16 protein-coding genes are annotated in these 18432 nt (G+C 63.9%); 8 read left to right on the top strand and 8 right to left on the bottom strand.

Annotation, left to right across the window (positions count from 1 at the left end; all coding sequences use genetic code 11):
- The first annotated feature begins 62 nt into the window (after positions 1-62).
- The 4 genes from galE (at position 63) to H8B03_RS18685 (ending at position 2966) form a co-directional block, all read left to right on the top strand.
- Complete coding sequence (galE, locus tag H8B03_RS18700) at positions 63-1046, top strand: UDP-glucose 4-epimerase GalE (RefSeq protein ID WP_193143432.1); 984 nt, start codon at positions 63-65, stop codon at positions 1044-1046.
- A complete protein-coding gene (locus tag H8B03_RS18695) occupies positions 1043-2059 on the top strand; it encodes an SDR family NAD(P)-dependent oxidoreductase (RefSeq protein ID WP_193143430.1) in 1017 nt (338 codons plus the stop codon). The genes galE and H8B03_RS18695 overlap by 4 nt, the downstream gene beginning before the upstream one ends.
- A 67-nt stretch (positions 2060-2126) precedes the next feature.
- The gene (locus H8B03_RS18690) at positions 2127-2483 is read left to right on the top strand and encodes an iron chaperone (RefSeq protein ID WP_193143428.1); all 357 of its coding nucleotides are present in this window, start codon (positions 2127-2129) and stop codon (positions 2481-2483) included.
- A gap of 276 nt (positions 2484-2759) precedes the next feature.
- Complete coding sequence (locus tag H8B03_RS18685) at positions 2760-2966, top strand: cold-shock protein (RefSeq protein WP_193143426.1); 207 nt, start codon at positions 2760-2762, stop codon at positions 2964-2966.
- 136 nt (positions 2967-3102) lie between these two features.
- Here the strand turns inward: H8B03_RS18685 and H8B03_RS19050 are convergent, their stop codons facing one another.
- On the bottom strand, positions 3103-3741 hold the full coding sequence (locus H8B03_RS19050) for a VPLPA-CTERM sorting domain-containing protein (RefSeq protein ID WP_226926139.1): 639 nt from the start codon (positions 3739-3741) through the stop codon (positions 3103-3105).
- A 352-nt stretch (positions 3742-4093) separates the two neighbouring features.
- Here H8B03_RS19050 and H8B03_RS19235 point away from each other — a divergent pair, with 352 nt between their 5' ends.
- Entirely contained in the window at positions 4094-4237 is a 144-nt protein-coding gene (locus H8B03_RS19235) for a DUF1330 domain-containing protein (RefSeq protein ID WP_193143468.1), read from the top strand.
- 94 nt (positions 4238-4331) lie between these two features.
- Here the strand turns inward: H8B03_RS19235 and H8B03_RS18670 are convergent, their stop codons facing one another.
- From H8B03_RS18670 to H8B03_RS18645, 6 genes are all read right to left on the bottom strand, one after another.
- A complete protein-coding gene (locus H8B03_RS18670; protein WP_193143424.1) occupies positions 4332-6935 on the bottom strand; it encodes a right-handed parallel beta-helix repeat-containing protein in 2604 nt (867 codons plus the stop codon).
- 458 nt (positions 6936-7393) lie between these two features.
- The gene (locus H8B03_RS18665) at positions 7394-7744 is read right to left on the bottom strand and encodes a hypothetical protein (RefSeq protein ID WP_193143422.1); all 351 of its coding nucleotides are present in this window, start codon (positions 7742-7744) and stop codon (positions 7394-7396) included.
- Positions 7745-7877: 133 nt separating this feature from the next.
- The gene (locus H8B03_RS18660) at positions 7878-9290 is read right to left on the bottom strand and encodes a S8 family serine peptidase (protein ID WP_193143421.1); all 1413 of its coding nucleotides are present in this window, start codon (positions 9288-9290) and stop codon (positions 7878-7880) included.
- A complete protein-coding gene (locus H8B03_RS18655) occupies positions 9287-10408 on the bottom strand; it encodes a phosphatase PAP2 family protein (RefSeq protein ID WP_193143419.1) in 1122 nt (373 codons plus the stop codon). The genes H8B03_RS18660 and H8B03_RS18655 overlap by 4 nt, the downstream gene beginning before the upstream one ends.
- Before the next feature lie 13 nt (positions 10409-10421).
- Positions 10422-12005, bottom strand: a complete 1584-nt coding sequence (locus H8B03_RS18650; protein WP_193143417.1) for a tetratricopeptide repeat protein — start codon at positions 12003-12005, stop codon at positions 10422-10424.
- Positions 12006-12477: 472 nt separating this feature from the next.
- Positions 12478-12744: a hypothetical protein gene (locus tag H8B03_RS18645; protein ID WP_193143415.1), complete on the bottom strand. Its 267-nt coding sequence runs from the start codon at positions 12742-12744 to the stop codon at positions 12478-12480.
- Positions 12745-13196: 452 nt separating this feature from the next.
- On the opposite strand from H8B03_RS18645, the gene H8B03_RS18640 reads away from it, so the two are divergent.
- The 3 genes from H8B03_RS18640 to H8B03_RS18630 are packed head-to-tail and all read left to right on the top strand — an operon-like array spanning position 13197 to position 16811.
- Positions 13197-15173 carry a glycosyltransferase family 4 protein gene (locus tag H8B03_RS18640; protein ID WP_193143413.1) on the top strand — a complete coding sequence of 659 codons (1977 nt, stop codon included), beginning with the start codon at positions 13197-13199 and terminating at the stop codon, positions 15171-15173.
- A gap of 43 nt (positions 15174-15216) precedes the next feature.
- Positions 15217-15894 carry a glycosyltransferase family A protein gene (locus H8B03_RS18635; protein ID WP_193143410.1) on the top strand — a complete coding sequence of 226 codons (678 nt, stop codon included), beginning with the start codon at positions 15217-15219 and terminating at the stop codon, positions 15892-15894.
- 8 nt (positions 15895-15902) lie between these two features.
- A complete protein-coding gene (locus H8B03_RS18630; RefSeq protein ID WP_193143408.1) occupies positions 15903-16811 on the top strand; it encodes an NAD-dependent epimerase/dehydratase family protein in 909 nt (302 codons plus the stop codon).
- A 63-nt stretch (positions 16812-16874) separates the two neighbouring features.
- Here the strand turns inward: H8B03_RS18630 and H8B03_RS18625 are convergent, their stop codons facing one another.
- Complete coding sequence (locus H8B03_RS18625; protein ID WP_193143407.1) at positions 16875-18338, bottom strand: TylF/MycF/NovP-related O-methyltransferase; 1464 nt, start codon at positions 18336-18338, stop codon at positions 16875-16877.
- Positions 18339-18432: the final 94 nt, after the last annotated feature.

The raw sequence follows: 18432 nt of genomic DNA, 5'->3' as shown, positions 1-18432 counted from the left end.
CCCCTTGCGCCCCTCGCAGGCCCTCGCTACCCCGAAGGCAGGCAAGACGAAGAGGCAGGCATATGGCACGCATTCTGGTGACCGGCGGCGGCGGGTATATTGGCAGTCACGCCTGCAAGGCGCTGGTGGCGGCGGGGCATGAGCCCGTCACCTTCGACAATTTCCAGACCGGCTGGCACGACGCGGTGCAATTCGGCCCGAAGATCGCGGGCGACCTGCGCGACCGTGACGCCATCGAGGCCGCCCTGCGCGACGTAAAGCCCGAGGCGGTTCTGCATTTCGCAGCCCTGATCGAGGTCGGCGCCTCGGTGCAGGATCCGGCGGGCTACTGGGACAACAACTTCCGCTCGGCCAAGGCGCTGTTCGATGCCATGGTCGCCACCGGCACCGACAAACTGGTGTTCTCCTCGACCTGTGCGGTCAACGGCGATCTGGACGGGGTGGAGATCGACGAGACTTCGCCGCTGAACCCGATGTCGCCCTATGGCGCCACCAAGGCCGCCGTCGAGATGATGCTGGCGGGCTATGTGAAGGCCTACGGGCTGCGCGCCCTGACCTTCCGGTACTTCAACGTCGCCGGGGCCGATCCGGCAGCACAAGTGGGCGAGCATCACCAGCCCGAGACCCATCTCATTCCGCTGGTGATCCAGGCCATCCGCGGCAGCCGCGGCGCGCTGAAGGTCTTTGGCGAGGATTACCCGACCCGCGACGGCACCTGCGTGCGCGACTATGTGCATGTGCTGGACCTGGTGAACGCCCATGTGGCGGCCATCGACTATCTTGACCGCGACACCCGCGTGCCGCTGCTGTGCCTGGGCACCGGGCGCGGCATGACCGTGCGCGAGATCATCGAGGCGGCGGAAGCGGTCACCGGCGAGACGGTCCCCCATGACATCGCCCCGCGTCGCCCGGGCGATCCGGCCAGCCTGGTCTGCGGCTCGCGGCTGGCGCGGGCGGAACTGGGGTGGGAGCCGGTGCATTCGACGCCCGAGCAGATGATCGGCGATGCCTGGCGATGGCACCAGAGAGCAGGATACACAACATGACACGACGCGCCCTGATCACCGGTTCGGCCGGTTTCATCGGTTACCACCTGTGCGAGCGGCTGCTGGCCGCCGGCTGGCAGGTCACCGGCTATGACGCCCTGAGCGACTATTACGACGTCGCCCTCAAGGAGGCCCGCCATGCCCGGCTGGCCCGGCACCCCGGCTTCACCCCGATCATCGGGCGGCTGGAGGACATGGGCGCGCTGGAACGGGCAGGCGCGCAGGCGCAGCCCGAGGTGATCGTCCATCTCGCCGCCCAGGCCGGGGTGCGCTATTCCATCGAGAACCCGCGCGCCTACCTGGAGACCAACATCACCGGCAGCTTCAACGTCATGGCGCTGGCGCTGGAACACAAGGTCGATCACCTGCTGATGGCCTCGACCAGCTCGGTCTATGGCGCCAACACGAAGATGCCCTATGCCGAGACCGACAAGGTCGACACCCAGATGTCCTTCTATGCGGCCACCAAGAAGGCCGATGAGGCCATGGCCCATGCCTGGGCGCATATCCACGGGCTGCCGATCACCCTGTTCCGGTTCTTCACCGTCTATGGCCCCTGGGGCCGGCCCGACATGGCCTATTTCAAGTTCACCAGGTCGATCCTGAACGGCGATCCCATCGACGTCTACAACAACGGCGAGATGTGGCGCGACTTCACCTATGTGGAAGACCTGGTGCGCGGCATCGAATTGCTGATCGACGCGAAACCGGTGCGCCCGGCCGCCCCCGAGGATATCGCGCCGGGCGACAGCCTGAGCCCGGTGGCGCCCTGGCGGGTGGTCAACATCGGCAATTCCGAACAGGTCCGGCTGATGGATTTCATCGGCGCGCTGGAAGACGCGCTGGGACAGAAGGCCAATTGCAACTTCATGGAGATGCAGCCCGGCGATGTGCCGGCGACCTGGGCCGAGGCCAGCCTGCTGAAGCGGCTGACCGGCTATGCGCCGAAGACCGACATGCGCGACGGGATGCAGCGCTTCGTCGACTGGTACCGGGACTACTACAAGGTCTGAGGCGGGCGGGGCAGGGGCCGATCCCCCTGCCACTTGCGCGCAGGCGCCGCGTCGATGATATTCGGGCATGACAACACCAATCGACCATGACGCCTACATAGCCGCGGCCCCGGACCCACTGCGGCCCCTTCTGGGTCAAGTGCGGGCGCAGCTTGCCAGGACACTTCCCGACGCCGAAGAGATCATCGCCTACAACATGCCCGGTTTCGGCTTCGGGAAATCCGTCATCGCGGGCTATGCGGCCTTCAGCAAGCAATGCGGACTTTACGTGTCCCATGGCGCCATTGCGGCCCATGCCGACGACATTGCCGCCGAGGGGCTCAAACCCACGAAAATGGGCGTCACCTTTTCCCCCGGCAAGCCGATCAGCGACGCATTGATCGCCAAGCTGGCCCTTGCTGCGCGCAGGGATCTTGGTTTGTAAGGCGGTGACCTTGTCTGGAGCGCCGGACCGGTCGGCCCAAGGGGGGTGAATGCGGTACCGCAAGCCGTGCTCTCGGGGCCGGATATCGGTCGTCCCGGACACATGGCGGACAGAGACCGGGGGAAATAAAGCTTGCTTGCTGTGGCGTGAGGCTTTACGAGGGCCGGGTTACGTTATCTCTATCGATGAATCTGCTCCTTACGGCTCAGTGTCGCGATCTAGCACTGACATAGCCGCCCTGCCGCATGTCGCGGGCAGGAAACAAGGAGAATTACGATGGCCAATGGCACCGTGAAATGGTTCAATTCCACAAAAGGTTTCGGATTTATCGCCCCTGATGATGGTGGCCGCGATATCTTCGTGCACATCTCTGCAGTTGAGCGCGCCGGCCTGACCGGTCTGAACGACAACCAGAAAGTCACCTTCGATATCGAAGCTGGCCGCGACGGTCGCGAAAGCGCCGCCAACCTCGCGCTGGTGTAAGGCTGTGCCCCTCAGGGGGCAAGGCTGACGGATTTGAGCGGGCGTATCGGAAACGATGCGCCCGCTTTTGCATGCCGGTGCGGGATCCTGATCCGGTACCCCCCGCATCCTTCGGGGTGGATGCCCCCCGGCGGGTCTAGGCCCTGTCGCGCCGCGCGGCGCGGGCCTTCCTGCGGCGCTTGACGGCGAGGATGCCGCCCAGACCCGACAGGAGCAGCAGGCCGCCCGCAGGCAGCGGCACCGCGCTCACCGCGCCGATCTGAAGATTGTCCAGCCGCATGTGCTTGTTCGTTGCGGTCGATCCGAAGCCGATTTCAACCTGGATCTCGTCGAACAGAATCCCGGTGAACCCATAGTATTTCCAGCCCCCCGTCGGGGCGGTGAAACTTTCGACAACCCCGCCGTTCAACAGCGCCGTGAACTTGTCGGTATAGCCGTTGGTCACCATGTTGAAGGCGGCCTCGGTGACCGTGCCGGAGAAGGTGATCGAAAACGGGTTGTAGGTGTCGGGGAAAAAGTTCCGCAGTTCCGCGCCGGGGTTGCCGCTGGCGCCGAAGTAAAGGCCTGCCGTCGCAGACAGACTGCCGAAGGTGGCGCCAAGGGCGGCGAACTGATCGGTCACGACCGCGCCCTGGGCAATCCCCGGAACTTCCGAGAAGGTTATGGTCGTGACCGGCGCGGCCAGCCCCGTCGCGGTGTTGACCGGTGCCGCGGATGCGCCCGTGACAGAGGACGCGGCCAGGACCGTTCCGGCCAGGATCGACTTGAAAGACATAATGGGGCCCTTTCAGGGGGTGGGGCACAATCGCGCTCACCAAAGGGGAAAGGACGACGGCAACCGGGGTTCCGGCAAGACGTCGGTCATCAAGGGGGGGGCGCCCCGGCTTCGTCAAGTCATTTCGCGCCCCCCCCCGGCGGGCTGCCGGTCGAGGTCGCCCTGGCCGGCCCGGCGAACACGGCGGTGGGTGACGGGCCTGCGGCGTTGTGGTCTGGCGGGGGGCGGTCTGGCCTTTTGTCCTGCCACGGAAGGATCCCCCCCGATGAGCGCCTATCCGATCCATGATGTCGACGTCCACGAACCCGGCCCCTACGGCGCGTTCATGGAACAGGTGAAGCCCCCTGGTTGAATCCTTCGGCGGAAATACCTGGTCCGGGGCGGCGCGCATGAGGTTCTGGAAGGGGACTGGACCCTGACCCGGATTGTCCTGTTCGAATTCCCCGACATGGCGGCGGCGCGGAAGCTGCTCACCCGCGAAGACCATGCCCCCTGAAAGCCCTGCGGCAGAGCGGTTCGACAGGGTGCGTGGTGATCGTCGAAGGCCTGTGACCCCGGCGCGTGTTTCGCGCGCGAAACACCCCCGCCGGTCAGCCCAGCAGCAGGTCGCCCGTCTCGGGCGGCAGGGCGTCCAGATCGGCGAGGATCAGCTGGTCGATCTCCACCGCCTGCGCCGCATCGCTCCAGCGGTTGCCCATGTGCCAGCCGCGTTCCCGCGCGGTGCTGGCGGCGAGGTCGAAGTCGATGCCGGTCTCGGCCAGCACAAGCTGCCCGTCCAGATGCGCCGTCAGCAGGTCGGCGCGGGCGTCAAGCTCCAGCGTCAGGCGGTGCGGGCCGTCGGCCTGCAGGTCGGTCAGGCGCCCGCTGGTGACCGAGGCGGTGCCGCCCTCGGCGGTGCTGGCGGTGAGTTTCAGCCGGTCGCCCACCAGTTCCGCCTCGAAGCGCCGGTGGCTGGACAGCAGGGTGCTGCGCTCGGTGACGTCCAGGTCCACCTGGAACAGGATCTCGGCGGCCAGATGTTGGCTGTGCAGGTCGCCGGGCAGGCCGGGCAGGTGCAGGGCGCCGCCGGTGCCGAGGCTCAACTGGCCGTCGCCCTCGGTGCCGGTCAGCCGGGCATCGCCCATCAGGTTGGCCGCCAGCGCCGGATCCTCCAGGAAGTCGAAGCCCTCGGCCATCACCGCCTGCGCCAGCAGCGTGGCGCTGTCGATCTCGGGCGGGAACACCGGCGGCACCGGGGCCGGGCTGAGGATCGGATCGGAATGTTCCACCAGACCGGTCAGCGACAGGTGGCGCAGCCCGCCCTGGGCATCCGCGTGCCAGGGCGAGCCCAGCATCAGCCCCTTGCGGGGCATCTCGGGCAGGGCGCCCTCCAGCGCGACGGTGTCCTGCAGCACCCCGTCCAGCGTCAGGGTCAGCCCGCCCCCCCCGGCGGCGCCGTCATAGGTCAGCGAGACGTCGTGCCAGCCGCCGTCGCCCAGGGGGCCGGGGGTCTGCACCCGCGCGCTGTCGCCCGTGGCGGTGGTGAGAACCGCCTCCAGGCCGCCCTGATCGGTGACCGAGACCATCAACACCCCCTTGAGCAGGAACACCACGCCCCGGTCCTGCCCCGTCTCCAGCCGCAGGCCGGCGTCAAGCCGGAAGCCGGTGCCGCCGCCCAGCGGTGCCACCGCCGAGGCCGGGGTTTCGACCACCGCGGTGCCCAGGTCCAGCCCGGTGCCGCCACCGCCCATCGGGGTGAGCGCCGCCGCGGGCAGCAGCAGCGCCTGCATGGTGCCGTCTTCCAGCATGCTGAGCAGGCCGGTGCCGCTGTCAAAGGCCAGCAGCGTGGCATCCACCGGGGTGCCCTCGGCCGGGTCATGGGAGATCGGGCTGAGGATCCCCCCGACATAGCCCGGCGCCCCCGGCCGCGCGCTTTGCGCCTTCACGTTGCCCGAGACCGACCAGTCGGCCTGCCCGGAATAGCCCTTCACGTCGTAGGTGATGTTGTCCGAGATCACCACGTTGGTGGAATGCGGCGCCACCCGGATGCGCGGGTCGCCGGCGCCCTTGGCGGTGTCGGCATCGGGGGCTTCGCTGTAGACCAGGATGTTGTTGCGGATCACCGCCGCATCCACCGCGCCCAGCTTGATCCCCGACACCGTGCCCGAGATGATCACGTTGTTCTCGATCAGGATGTTGCTGTAGAAGATCGCCGGATCCGCATCGCGGTTCGACGCGCGGCTGTTGTCCATATAGATCATCTGGCTGCGGTCGCCGTCGGCGATGTCGAAATAATTGTTGCGGATGACCATGTTGCCGGGCTTGCGGGCGGGATCGTCCTGACCGCTCCAGACCTGGATCATGTCGGCGTGGTCGCCCGACTGCATCGACCGGCGGATCGAGTGGAACTGGTTGTCTTCCACCAGCACGTCGCGGGTGTCGATCAGGTTGAGCGCATCCGAGCGGATCTCGTGCAACTCGGTGCGCAGCAGTTGCGCCCCATCCACCCGCGCCAGGTAGATGCCCTTCCAGAAGCCGGTGACCTCGCTGTCCTCGATCACGATGTTCTGGCTGTCGCGGGCGCGCAGGCCGAAACCGGTGAAGTGATCGTCGAAATTGGCCTTGCCGGTGCCCGAGGCCATGTCCCCGGTCAGCAGCACCCGGCGGAAGATGATGTCGCTGCTGTTGCGGACCGACAGCATTTCGGTTTTCAGCGTGTCGCCGGCCTGGAAGGTGTAGTCGAAGGTCACATCCTCGAAGGTCACGCCTTGCACGCCCCGCAGCATGCCGCCGCTGAAGCTGGCGCTGCCCGGGCTTTCGGCCTTGAAGGTCAGATTGGTGGCGGCCTTGCCGGTCAGGTTCAGGCGGCCGTAATCGCCCGGCGCCAGCAGGAAGGTTTCCCCGCCCGAGGCCTTGGCCAGGGCCGCGTTCAGCGCTTCGACGCTGTCGACCTTGAGGATCGTGGAGTTGGACACGTTCAGACACCCCTTGACCGCCGGCCCGTCACAGGACGGAGCGGCGCGGTGCCCCCATGGCAGGGCAACCTCGGGGGTGCGGGTGAAGAAAGCCTTAAGCGGGACCGCCGCGGCAGGAGGGGAATATCCTGCATTTTCCGAAGTTTGCACCGGACCGGTCGCAGCCGCCGGCAGCATGGTCGCCACGGTCAGAAGCGCGCCCAGGGCGGCACGCAGGGCAGGGGGGATCAAACGGGACATGAGAAAACCTCCGCAATAGGGCTTCAGTCTAGCGCAGCGCGCCCCAAGCGCCACGACAATCCCGGAAGGGGGGGTGGGGCGGGGCGCGATAATGGCAGCTTATCGGGGGTGATGGGACAGGGAAGTAAGTTGCAGGGGTAACGCGCGTTTGTCGGTCTTTTCAAACATAATGCTGTCCAATGAACCAAATCGGCTTGTAAAAATCTTTCCATGGAGGGCGGGCTGCAATGACACGCTGCGGGAGCCGTGGCCAAACGGGCAGACCAAGGGTCAGATCAATCAATTGAAAACACTGAAACGGCAGATGTGTGGCCGCGCAAACATCGACCTGCTCAAGGTCTTCCTGGTCGCAGCGCCATGAACTGAGGAAACACCATGCGGCACCGAGAGTGAGTCAGACCCAATTTTGCATGCCGATCCGCATCGCGGGACGACGGGATCGCCGTCCCGCAGCAAGGTCAATACGAAACATTCGTATAGCCGTTGTCGCTTGCGGTGATGTCGCGGGCGGTGCACAGGTTGACGCCCCTCAGTTCCACCTCTCGACCGCCGTTGTAGATGATCCTCACATCGAACTTGCAGTACCCCTGATGCCGATCCGGCTCGAGCGTGGCCGTGGACCCCACGGGAATCACGTAGTTTTCCAGCAGATCACGGCCCCAACCGCCATCGTCGACATGGGTCATCTGTACCGACCAGATGGACGCGTTTCCGGAATTGTGGATGCGCACCCAACGTTCCAGAGCAAGGGCGGGGTTGGCAAGGGCGGCGGTCAGCAGGGCGGCAGCGGCAATGGTTTTTCTGGTCATGACGGGTTCCTTTGTGTTGGGCTGTTGGCAGGTGTCCCGCCGTTGTTTGCGAGACACCTACAGTCTGCCGACACACCGTCATTGCACCGTCATCGGTGCTTCGGGTGGCGCCCCTGGTGCGGGCGCCAGCCTTTCAATTCTCCTTCGGTTCGCTGTGTGCCGGAGGCCTGAGCCGGGCCAACTCCCTGGCTTGTTCGAGGGTGAAAAGCTCGGGCTTTTCCGGCGGCGGCCCCTTGTAGGGCTGCGACGCGTGATTGGGTGTCGCGTCACCCTGTTCCCCGGCCCGTTGCAAGGCGATGGCCAGCGAGACCAGCCCCGCCGCAAGCGCCGTGGCCGCCGATGTTCCCGAGAACCGGCAATAGAGCGACGCGACCTCGAGATGCTCGTCACCTGGCTGGCTGGGAACGTGATCGTAGGGCGACGGGTTGTAGCCCGCCGGGCCGGGCACGTCGGTGGACACGATGTCCGTCGGCTGGAAATTCTGGTCGAACAGCCAGTCCGGCAGGTCCATTTCCGAGTCGTTCTTGGCCCAGGGATCAAGTTTCTGGACAATCTGGTCCAGGCGGGGATGCTCGGAACTCAGCGTCGTGATCAGCCGGTGGCCATTCCGGCGTACGGCCCCGGACTTGGGTGTATAGGTCAGGTCATGGCCGGTCTTGTCGCAGGCCCCCACGGCCCAGGGCCCGACCTTGGGCGTGCTGAGCGACGCAGGATAAACCAGGCGGGATCGCGGCTCGTTGCCAGCCGCGCAAAACACGAAGGTTTCCGTGCACAGCTTGCGCAGCGCTTCTTCAACGGGGGTCCAGCGATTGTCCTGTCCCGGAGATTTGCTGTCCGCCGCGGACTTGGGCACTTGCGATCCATAGCCGGTCGGGATTTTCCCCGCTTTCGTATTGGATCCAGCGTCATAGGCCGTCCCGGCGCGATCCCAGGAATCGGCAATGACGACGATGTCCACAGCAGCCTGCGCCGATCCGGCATAGTGCAATGCCGCAAGGATCATCTCGGGATCGGGGGCGGCAGACACCACGATGGGCACGATCGTGGCAAACGGATTGATCCCGGCGAAGGGCAGCGCGATGGGCCGCGTGGTGGATGCGGGTGGCAAGGGGGCGTCGGGATCGATGTAGCCCGGCACCCGCAAGATAACGTTCATTCCAGGCCGCGCGGCGATCAGACCTGCCACCGACGTGCCATGAGCCCCAAAGGCACTGCCGGAGTCAGGCAAAGCTGGCAGGTCTTTTCCCGCGCTGTCGGTCGTGAAATCCATGCCACAGGCAATATCGATTGCATGGGTCAGATTTGGATGCGTGAACGCCGGCAACGTGTCGATGATCGCAACGCGCACCGGATCGGCAGGAGCATGGCGCTGCTGGCTGTCATAGACTTTTTCCCAGGCCGCGCTTTCGAAGGCTTCGATTTCCTCGGCCACGCCCAGTGTTTTCAAGTGCCACAACGCATGAAACCTTGGGCGCCGCCCTGTCCGCTCCAGCGGGTCGAGATGTTTGGGGCTGGCGGGCTGTGTGTGTTCGTTCTCGCCGGTCATTGTCCACCCTCCGTGCTTTCGCCAAGCCACTCGGCGCGCACACCGCGCCGGTGATCCTTCAGAACCTCCTCGATCGCCGGCGCGCTCAGCCGGGCAAGCTCCATCCCGGCAAGCGTGTCCGAGCGATAGTGCAGCCCTGCGTATTCGCGGTTGATCGCGACCTCCCATGCCGCGTGGAACAGGGATGACGCGCCGGGGTGTTCCGGAACCATGCGCGAGAACACTTCGGCAATCAGGAAGGACTGGAAGGCATGGTTTGACGGAAAGGACGAATAGACCGGCACCGGGATGTAGGGTTCGAGCGTTGGGTCCAGAACGTTCGGGCGCGGGGTGTTGTACCGCGCCTTGTAGATCTGTCCGATCAGGCTGCCGAGCCAGAGTATGATCTGGAACATCACGGCGGTGTGGCCGGCCGGCGACGCGGCATCCGCGCCCAGCGGCAGCATATAGGCCGTCAGGTCGTTGCCCGCCTCGATCTGGATGCGCTCGCGGCGCCAGGCGCTGTCCGGGCGCCGAAGGTCGTCTTGCATCAGGTGCAGGACAGCAAGCTCGGCCGCGAATTGGTCGATCTCGGGCGGGGCGCCGTCCAAGACGTGCCCGGGGCGATGATCCGGAAGCCGGTGCTTGTGCCAGGCATACTTGTCCTTCCGGTCGAACAGCCGCTTGATTTCGCGCCACGGCACTTCGATTTCCGGCCAGGCCATACTGCTGGCAGAGTAAGAGGCCGCCCCCCCCAGCACCGCCTTGTGCAGACTCTTGTGGAGCCCCTTGTGCAGGCTCTTGTGCAATCCTTTGTGCAGGCTTTTGTGAAGCTTGCCGCCGCCAATCCCGGCGACCGCCACGCCCAGCCTTGGAGCGAGAAGGGTATCCACGGCATTGATCAGCTCTTGCGTGACCTCGACCGAGACCAGGGTCGGGGCATGCCCGTCAAAGAGTTCCTCCCACAATTCTTCGAATGTATCGAGATCCTGTTGCGGAATGATCGGCCCCGAGGCCAAAAGCTCAATCCTGTCCTCGGAAACCCTGAAACGCCAGTCGGTCAGAACCTTGACGTAGTCTGCGTAGGTTGGCGCGGGCTCGCCGCCCCCGCCATCATCAAGTACGGATTGGTCAATCATTGGTTTTCTCCTTTCAAATCAAATGTGTCGTCTTCAACCCTTTCGCCAACGTCTTGCTGAAGTGCGGCTGAGACCGGCCCATCAGGCCAAGTGTCCAGCCGTTGAAATCATACCCCGGACGCAGCCTTTGGATGCGGGCCTTCATCCGGTCAGCCTCACGCGCCTGTTCCGACAGGGCGAAGCCGAGCATGGCATAACGCAACGCCCCGATGAATCGCGGCTTGAGCATCAACGCCCGGTTGGAAAACAGCAGCGCCTGGCGAACGTCGCCCCGCGCGATGGCAATCATCGCCCCGGACACGTTGTAGGTATACCGCCAGGGGCTGGCTGCCCCGCAGCGCAAACACCGGTCCAGCGCCCGCTCGGCGCCGGCCAGATCGCCGCGCATCAGCCGGATCACCGCCAGATGATCCAGGTTCAGTGCCAGGTTCGGAGCAAGGTTGCGGGACCGCGTCACCAACATCTCGGCCAGGTCATTGTCGCCGACCAGCATATGGGCCGAGTATCCCGACAGGCTGAGCGCAAGGGGAAGCAGCGGGTGGGTGTCGGGAATGGCCGACAGGGTTTCGCAGATTTCCTCGGCGCTGGTTGCGTCGGCGCGGGCCAGACCTTCGTTCTCCTTGAAGATCTGTGTAAACACCCTCAGGCATTCGAAGACAGGACGGTGGCCATTGTCCGCCAGGGTCCAAACCTTCGCTTCGGTGCGGGAAATCAGGTCATCATCCAGGGAAAACAGGCCCGTAAGGGCGGTCCAGGGAAACAGGTCACGCGGATCGCCCCTTGCCGGACAGGCCACCATTTGCTGCAACAGCATTTCGGACAGGGAACAGACCACGGCGTTGCGATGGTCCGCCCGCAAATCGATCGGTTCGGACATCCAGACCACCCGGCGATCCGTGGCCTCATACAGGCGCAGGTGCAGCGCAAGGGTCTGGCCGCGCCTCTCGACCACGGGTTGCAGAAGATGCGTCGCGCCAAGACCGGTGTCGATGGGAAGGGGGAAGGTGAAATCCGCGCAATCCCGCAGGTCATGGATTTCGATATCCGTCATCAAGCTGACAAAGCGGGCAATCGCATCGAGAAAGCTTTCGATCCGGTTCAGGTCATCCTCGACCAGCCCGGCATGATGCGGGGCCAGCAGCCCAAGCGCCGTGTGCTGGCGCGTGGGCTCGGGGGTGCGTGCAAGCTCGTGCCCTTCGCCGTCGCCTGTGTATCTTTCATCCCCGCCGGCCCGCATCTGGCGGAGCCAGTCCTCGAACCCTTCGCAGTCTGTGAGACGCCTCAGATCCATCCCCTCGAGGAACGACGGCCCGAAGGAGTCGTTGGCAACCGCAATGCGCCCCGGGGCAAGAGAGACACTGTGCCGGTCGGCGCGAATGCAGTCCTTGCCAAGCAGCGCCAGGTCTCGTTTCAGCAGGTTCAGGGCGGTCCGAAACCGGCCTGACGATTTTTCGGGTTCATCGGACCCCCAGAACATGTCCTGCAGCGTGCGCCGCGCCCGCGTTTGCGAGGGTGCGACCAGCAGGATCGCAAGGATGGCTTGCCGGAGCGCGCCGCCGGGCGTGATGTCTTCCCCATTGCCCAAAACCACCTTCATCGGACCGCAAAGGAAGGCCTCCGCGCAGGGGTTACCTTGCGGAACATGAGGTTCTCTGGGTGCTACCACGCCGTTTGAAGGCATCGTATTGACCTTTGTCAGCGGTAATTCGCCGAAAAAGGATACCACCGAATGCAATTCAAACGAAGCGTGGGCCATTAACGGTCCGGCTTCGGGTGATCTTGAAAATGATCGAACATTGTCGGTGCACTTGTCTGTATTTTTGAATGACCAACTTTTCAGGATTGGCACAATTGGCACATGGGCGGCAAATTCCCGTTGTGGACTTCGGAGCGGTCGTCGCCGAAATAGCCCGGTTGCCGCCTGCCCAATCGAAGGGGCGTTCTGTTGATGCCCGGGCGCAACGTGCTGCCGCGTATGGGATGTGCTGGAAGCCATGGCTTGCGCGCTGACACAAACTGACAGGCTTCGGGGTGCGTCGCCCCCAAAGCCTGCAGGGGTGCCAATGAACTCAGCGCGTTGTCACTGAGGCATCGGGCGAGCGTGTGCTGATTCGGGTCATCGAGGCCCGAACCTCGGCATCGAAAGCGGCGCGCTGCTTCTGGATCACATCCATGCGTTGCTGCCATTCATGCCCGCCCACTTGAGCGAGTTCGATCATTTCGATGGTGGTGTACTCGCCTGGTGCCACATCGGCAGCACGGGCAAGCTGCTCGTTCGCAAGCGCCGGTGCGGCGATTCCAACGGACAAAGCACAGATGATACAAACCTTGAACATTTCGAGTCCTCCTGTTTTGCGGTGCGTCCCGACAATGCGATCGGGATGGGAACATTCTGCCGACGCACCGTCATCGCTGCGTCATCGGTGAACTGCCCCCCCCCTTTCGACCGGCCATCCGGGCGCAACCCTGGAGGCCCGGGGACGGCCCTGAGCAAGGGCTTGTGTCTGAGTATGAAATCACCACCGGTGGCGGCCGCCGGCGTCGCGGGTCGAGACCCTCAAGGAAAAACCGGGCAAGCCACGCTCAGAAGGAATCGACGTATCTTGCGCAGGGAGACGACCGCCGGCTCTTGCAGCGGGGCCGGTGTGGTCGGCAAACAGCGCGGCCCGTGGGTGAGCCCGAAAACACGGGGGTGATGCTTCCAAATGCACACCGTCTGTGTCGCGGTTTCACTTGGCAAAAGTGCAGGTAGAAGCCATGAATATCAAATCATGAGGGGAAGGTTAGAATGACGAGCATCTTTTCAAAACAAACGCCTGTCGTGATGAAAGATGAGGTGGAACAGGCATCGGAAGAGACCCTCGAGGCAAAGATCCGGAAGGGGTTTGATGCTGCCTACTACCTGTCAAAATATCACGATGTACGCGCCTCGGGTGTCGATCCATTGGAGCACTACATGGCCTACGGCTGGCGCGAGAAGCGGCGCCCGAACGGCTGGTTCAATCCGGATGAATACACCGCCCGCCACCCCGAGTTGGTGGGGCCGGACACAAACCCGTTCCTTCATTTCCTGACGCATCAGAGCCGCGCCGCGAGCGAGATCAGGGAAGATCTTCGGGCCCTGCGCGAGAACCAGGTTCTTTACTGGGCCGACAAATACCTGGACGGGGAAGACGGGCCGCGGCCGGTCATCATTGCCTCCGCGATGCCAGACAGGGAAAGCCTGCGTCTCGTGCAGGAACACTTCGATGCAGAGTTCTACATCGCCCAGAACCCCGAGGTGATGGAACGGTCGATGGACCCCTTGCTTCACTTCATGACGCAGGGCTGGCTGGAACTGCGGGATCCCAGTCCGGATTTTTCGGTGTCCTATTACCTGCGGAACAACGCGGATATCCGGCGCCAGCGGGTCAATCCCTATGTCCATTTTCTCAAGCATGGATCTCGCGAACGCTGGCGCAGGTCGGCAACGGTCGCAGATGCCAATGTTCTTGAACTGTTCGAGAACGATGAAACGATGAGCCAGCTTGTTGCCAGGGCCAAGCAACTGGAGCCAATGGTTGCGATGCCCAACACGCCGCGGCAGATCACATCGCCGCTGAAGGCTGCGGAGCATACAACGAATGTCGCGCAGGCATTGCGACGCAAGCTGGCAGGCAAGACCTACAGATACATCGTCGCTGTGCCGCATGTACGCATGTCGGGTGCCAGCCGCGTGGCATCCATTTTTGCCGATGCCCTGACACATGCCTGCGAGGCCTCTGACATTCTGGTTGTCACCACGGACGGTTCGGAAAACGAATACATCGGCTGGTTCTCGGAAAAGCTGGATATCTTCGATTTGTCCAAGGAGATCGGCCCCCTGAGCGCCGAGGAAAAGATCCGGGCGCTGATCGACGTGATGCGCGGGGTGGGGTGCCGCACGATCGTCAACGTCAACAGCCGGCTGGTCTGGGAGGCCATGCGCCTGTACGGTCGGCAGTTGCACCATGAATTCCGCGTGGTGACCTATCTGTTCACATGGGACGAGAACACCAAGGGCGACCGCGTCGGCTATCCCATCCAATGGTTGCGCGACACGGCGGACCATCACCACCTGATCCTGACGGATACCATGAATCTGGCGAATGACGTGGCGGACCGGTTTGGCTTTGACCAATCGTCGGACCATGCACAGGTGGTGCCGCTCTATACGCCGATGACCGGAGAGACAGCGACCGCCACCCGGGAGACGCGCCGCTCCGGCGGGGGGCATTTCCTCTGGGCGGGCCGGTTCGATCCGCAAAAGCGGCTTGATATCCTGGTTGCGATCGCGCGCGCGAACCCGGACATGACCTTCGACGTGTATGGCAAGACGGTTTTGGGCAACAAGAGCCTGAGCGACTATAATCCGCCCGACAATATTATCCCCAAAGGCACATATACGGATCTGCAGGATGTCCTGAACACCCGGTACAGCGGGTTCCTGTACACCTCGCAATGGGACGGGCTGCCCACGATCCTGCTGGACATGGCCGCGGCCGGATTGCCCATTGTTGCTCCCGATGTGGGCGGCATCGCGGAACTTCTGGACGACCAGACGGGCTGGCTGGTCGAGGATTTTGAAGACGTGGAGGGTTTCAGCGCCGCATTGGCCGAAATGGCGGCAAACCCCAAGGTGGCCACCGCGCGGGCGCAGGCCCTGCAGGCCAGGCTGGCCGACAAATTCGCCCCGGAACGGTATATCAACCGCATCAGCAAGATGGTGACCACCTATGACCTGTGATCTGACATGCATCATTACGGGCCACCGCGAAGGCCGCCTGGCGGTGCCTTCGCTCCGTTCTTTCTGGGCAGCGATCGAAGCGGCCCGCGCGGCCGGCTTCAGCGTCGAGGCGTTGCTGTGTCTGGACCGTCCCGATCCGCTGACCGAAAAGCTGTTCAACGCCTACAAGAAGGACGCGGAGGCGATCGACACCTATGATGTGGCCGATCAGGGCAAGGTTCGCAACGGCGCGGTCGCCAAGGCCAGGGGCACCTATTGTGCGTTCCTGGACGCCGATGACCTGTGGTCCGAGACCTGGTTGGTCGACGCGCTGACCTTTCTCAAGGACGGGCCGGAAAACCGCATCGCGCACCCGCAGTTCAATTACTTCTTCGAGAAGCAGGCGACGATCTTCACCCATGTGGATCAGGAAAGCCCCGAGTTCCGGCTCGATCTGTTGCGTGTCGCCAACTACTGGGATGCATTGTGCGTGTGCCCGACCCAGATTTACCGCGAGATTCCGTTCTGCGACCGCGATATCGCGGGCGGCTATGCCTATGAGGACTGGCTGTGGAACTGCGAAACGGTTGAAGCCGGATACATCCACAAGGTGGTTCCGCGAACGGTCCTGTTCAAACGGCGGCAGGAGAATTCGCAAACGGTCAAGGCTTCGGCCAACAAGTCGCTGACCCGCAGGCACCCGCTTCTGGACTACGCGCATCCCATGTATTCAGCCAGATAGGGCATCTCATGATCTTGGTTCTGGGCGGCACCGGGTTCGTCGGAAAAAACCTTTGCGTGTCTCTTCATGCACGCGGCATCCCCCTGCGGGTTGTCTCGCGCGCACCCGATACGGGGTTTCTTGACGCCAATGTGCCCGGGGCCAGCGCCCTGCGGCTGGAGCAGTTTATGGCGGACCCCAAATCTGCCCTGTTCGGGGTCGAGACGGTCGTCTACCTCGCCTCGACCAGCACCCCGGGGTCGAACCTGGACAGTTCGTGGCGCGAGGCCCATGACACGGTCGAACCCGCCATGCGGGTCATGGCCGCTGTCGCCCATCATTCGCAGGCCAATGTGATCTACCTGTCCTCCGGGGGGGCGGTCTATGGCGAGACGACCTCGGAGATGATTTCCGAGAATACCGAGCTCAACCCGATTTCCCCCTACGGGCTGGGCAAGAAGATGACCGAAGCCGCGATTGACTTCATGGCACGGACCGAAGGGTTGAAGGTGACCATCCTGCGCCCGTCCAACCCGATCGGCCGCTGGCAGGTCAGCGTCAGCCAGGGCGTGGTGGGCGCCCTGATGCGCGCCGCCCGTCAGGGAAGCGTGTTCCCGATGATCGGGCAGGGCGTGGCTGTGCGCGACTATTTCGATGTCCGCGATCTGTCGGCCGCGATCGAGGCGGTGATCGACCAGCCCGACAAGAGCCACGGCAAGATCTGGAACGTGGGGTCGGGCACGGGCACATCGGTCCGCGAAATACTGGACCTGGTGCAGGAGATCAGCGGGCGCAGCATTGCCGTGCAGCATCTGCCGTCCAGACCCACGGATGTGGCGCGCGTCGTGCTGGACACCCGCGAAATCAACGCCGCCCTAGGATGGGCCCCGCAGCATGACTTGCGCAGTTCACTGCAAGATCTCTGGGCAGCATCCTGAACCGGAACCAGGTGGCCGCCCCCATGTGATCTGCGTGTTCCGGCCCCTGCCCTGTCCTGCGCGTCATCCTGCCGGGTGCCAGCGCGCCAGGTGGTCGATGCCCGCGGTGCTTGTCCCTGCATCCGGGACATGCGCGGGGGCGGTATAATTCCCGCGCCATGCGATCCCCATGACCTGCATGGTTTCATAGATTCTGGTCTGCCAGCCTGCATCGGCATAATGGTGCAGGGCCTGCGCCACGTCAGGGCAGACCAGATCGTGGAACATGACGGCCGCGGTGTCGGCCATGAAGGGTTCCACGGCGCGGGCATCCGCCAGCGGAGCGGTGCCGTCGTGCAGGCCATCGATGAAGGCAAAGCGCCATTTCGTGCGGGGTTTGGCGGCGTGGACCAGTTTCACGATGCCAGGTGAAAAACCGGCGTGCAGGCGCGGTGCGGTCCCGGGCACGGCCCGGTCCAGGTTGTCGTGCACGGCCACGAGATGTGCGGCATCCCCCAGGGCCGGATCGATGACATCCAGATCCAGACCCGCGGCCAGCAGATGAGCAGTTGAAAATCCCATGTGGCAGCCGATCTCCAGCCCGCGCCGGCCCTTGAAGGGCAGCGCCGCATTGTACAGGACCGCCCCTTCATCGACCGACAGCACGCCGATATTCGGCTTGGACGCCCGCGCGTCGGTGCGCCAGACCTGCGCCACGTGGCGGCGCAGGTACGGCCATTTGACGGGCATCGGGTCGGTTTTTTCCAGATAGCTGAACCGGCCGACAAGACCGGGGTCCCGAAGCCCCTTCGAGATATAGTCACGGCGGTCGAGATCCGACGCGGACGGGGCGGGTGGGGCGGTTTGGGGCTGGGGCTTCACGAACAGCCGTCCGGTATAGTCCAGCGGCGTCAGGAAATGCGGGCGCCCGGCCGCCTTTTCCTTTTCCAGAAAGGCATCGACGGCCTTGCGCGCGCCTTGCCAGTGTCCGTAGTCATCCACGATGACAACACCATGCGGGCTGACCTTGGGATACAGATGGATCAGCTCGGCCTGGGTGCTGTCGAAGAAATCGGTGTCCAGCCGCAGCAGGGCGATCTTGCCCAATCCTTCGCATGGGAGTGTCTTGCGGACATCGCCTTTCACATAGGCAAACCGGTTCCGGGGGTAGCCCGTGGAGATCATGTTCGCGCGGACCGTCGCAAGATCGCAGGCGGCGTGGGTCAATCCGTCGGGGGCTTCGGTTTTCAGAATGTCGGCGGCGGCGCGGCCTGAGGGATCGCGATCCTCGTCGGAGGGCTCCGTCATGCCTTCGAAAGTGTCGAACAGGCGAATGGCGCGGTTGGTCACCCCGCGCTCGAGCAGGGTCAGCGCGATGATCATCGACGAGCCGCCGCGCCAGACGCCACATTCCACGAAGGCCCCCGGAATGCGGTTGTCGATGACGTGATTGACCGCCTCATACAGCGCGAACCCACGGTTCCTTGAGGTCATGGTGAAGGGCTTCACCTTCTCCCAGATCGCCTCGAAAGGATCAGGATACCGCATTGGTTCACCCCCGTTCTTTGGCAGATCCCCGCCTTGAAAACCGTACTCGTGGTCCTGCACGTTCAAGGCAAGACGCCGGCAGGCCCCGGGGGCC

Source organism: Meridianimarinicoccus sp. MJW13, assembly GCF_014901205.1.
GTDB lineage: Bacteria > Pseudomonadota > Alphaproteobacteria > Rhodobacterales > Rhodobacteraceae > Meridianimarinicoccus.
The sequence above is the reverse complement of the archived record's forward strand: the minus strand, read 5'-3'. Positions and strand labels throughout refer to the sequence as shown.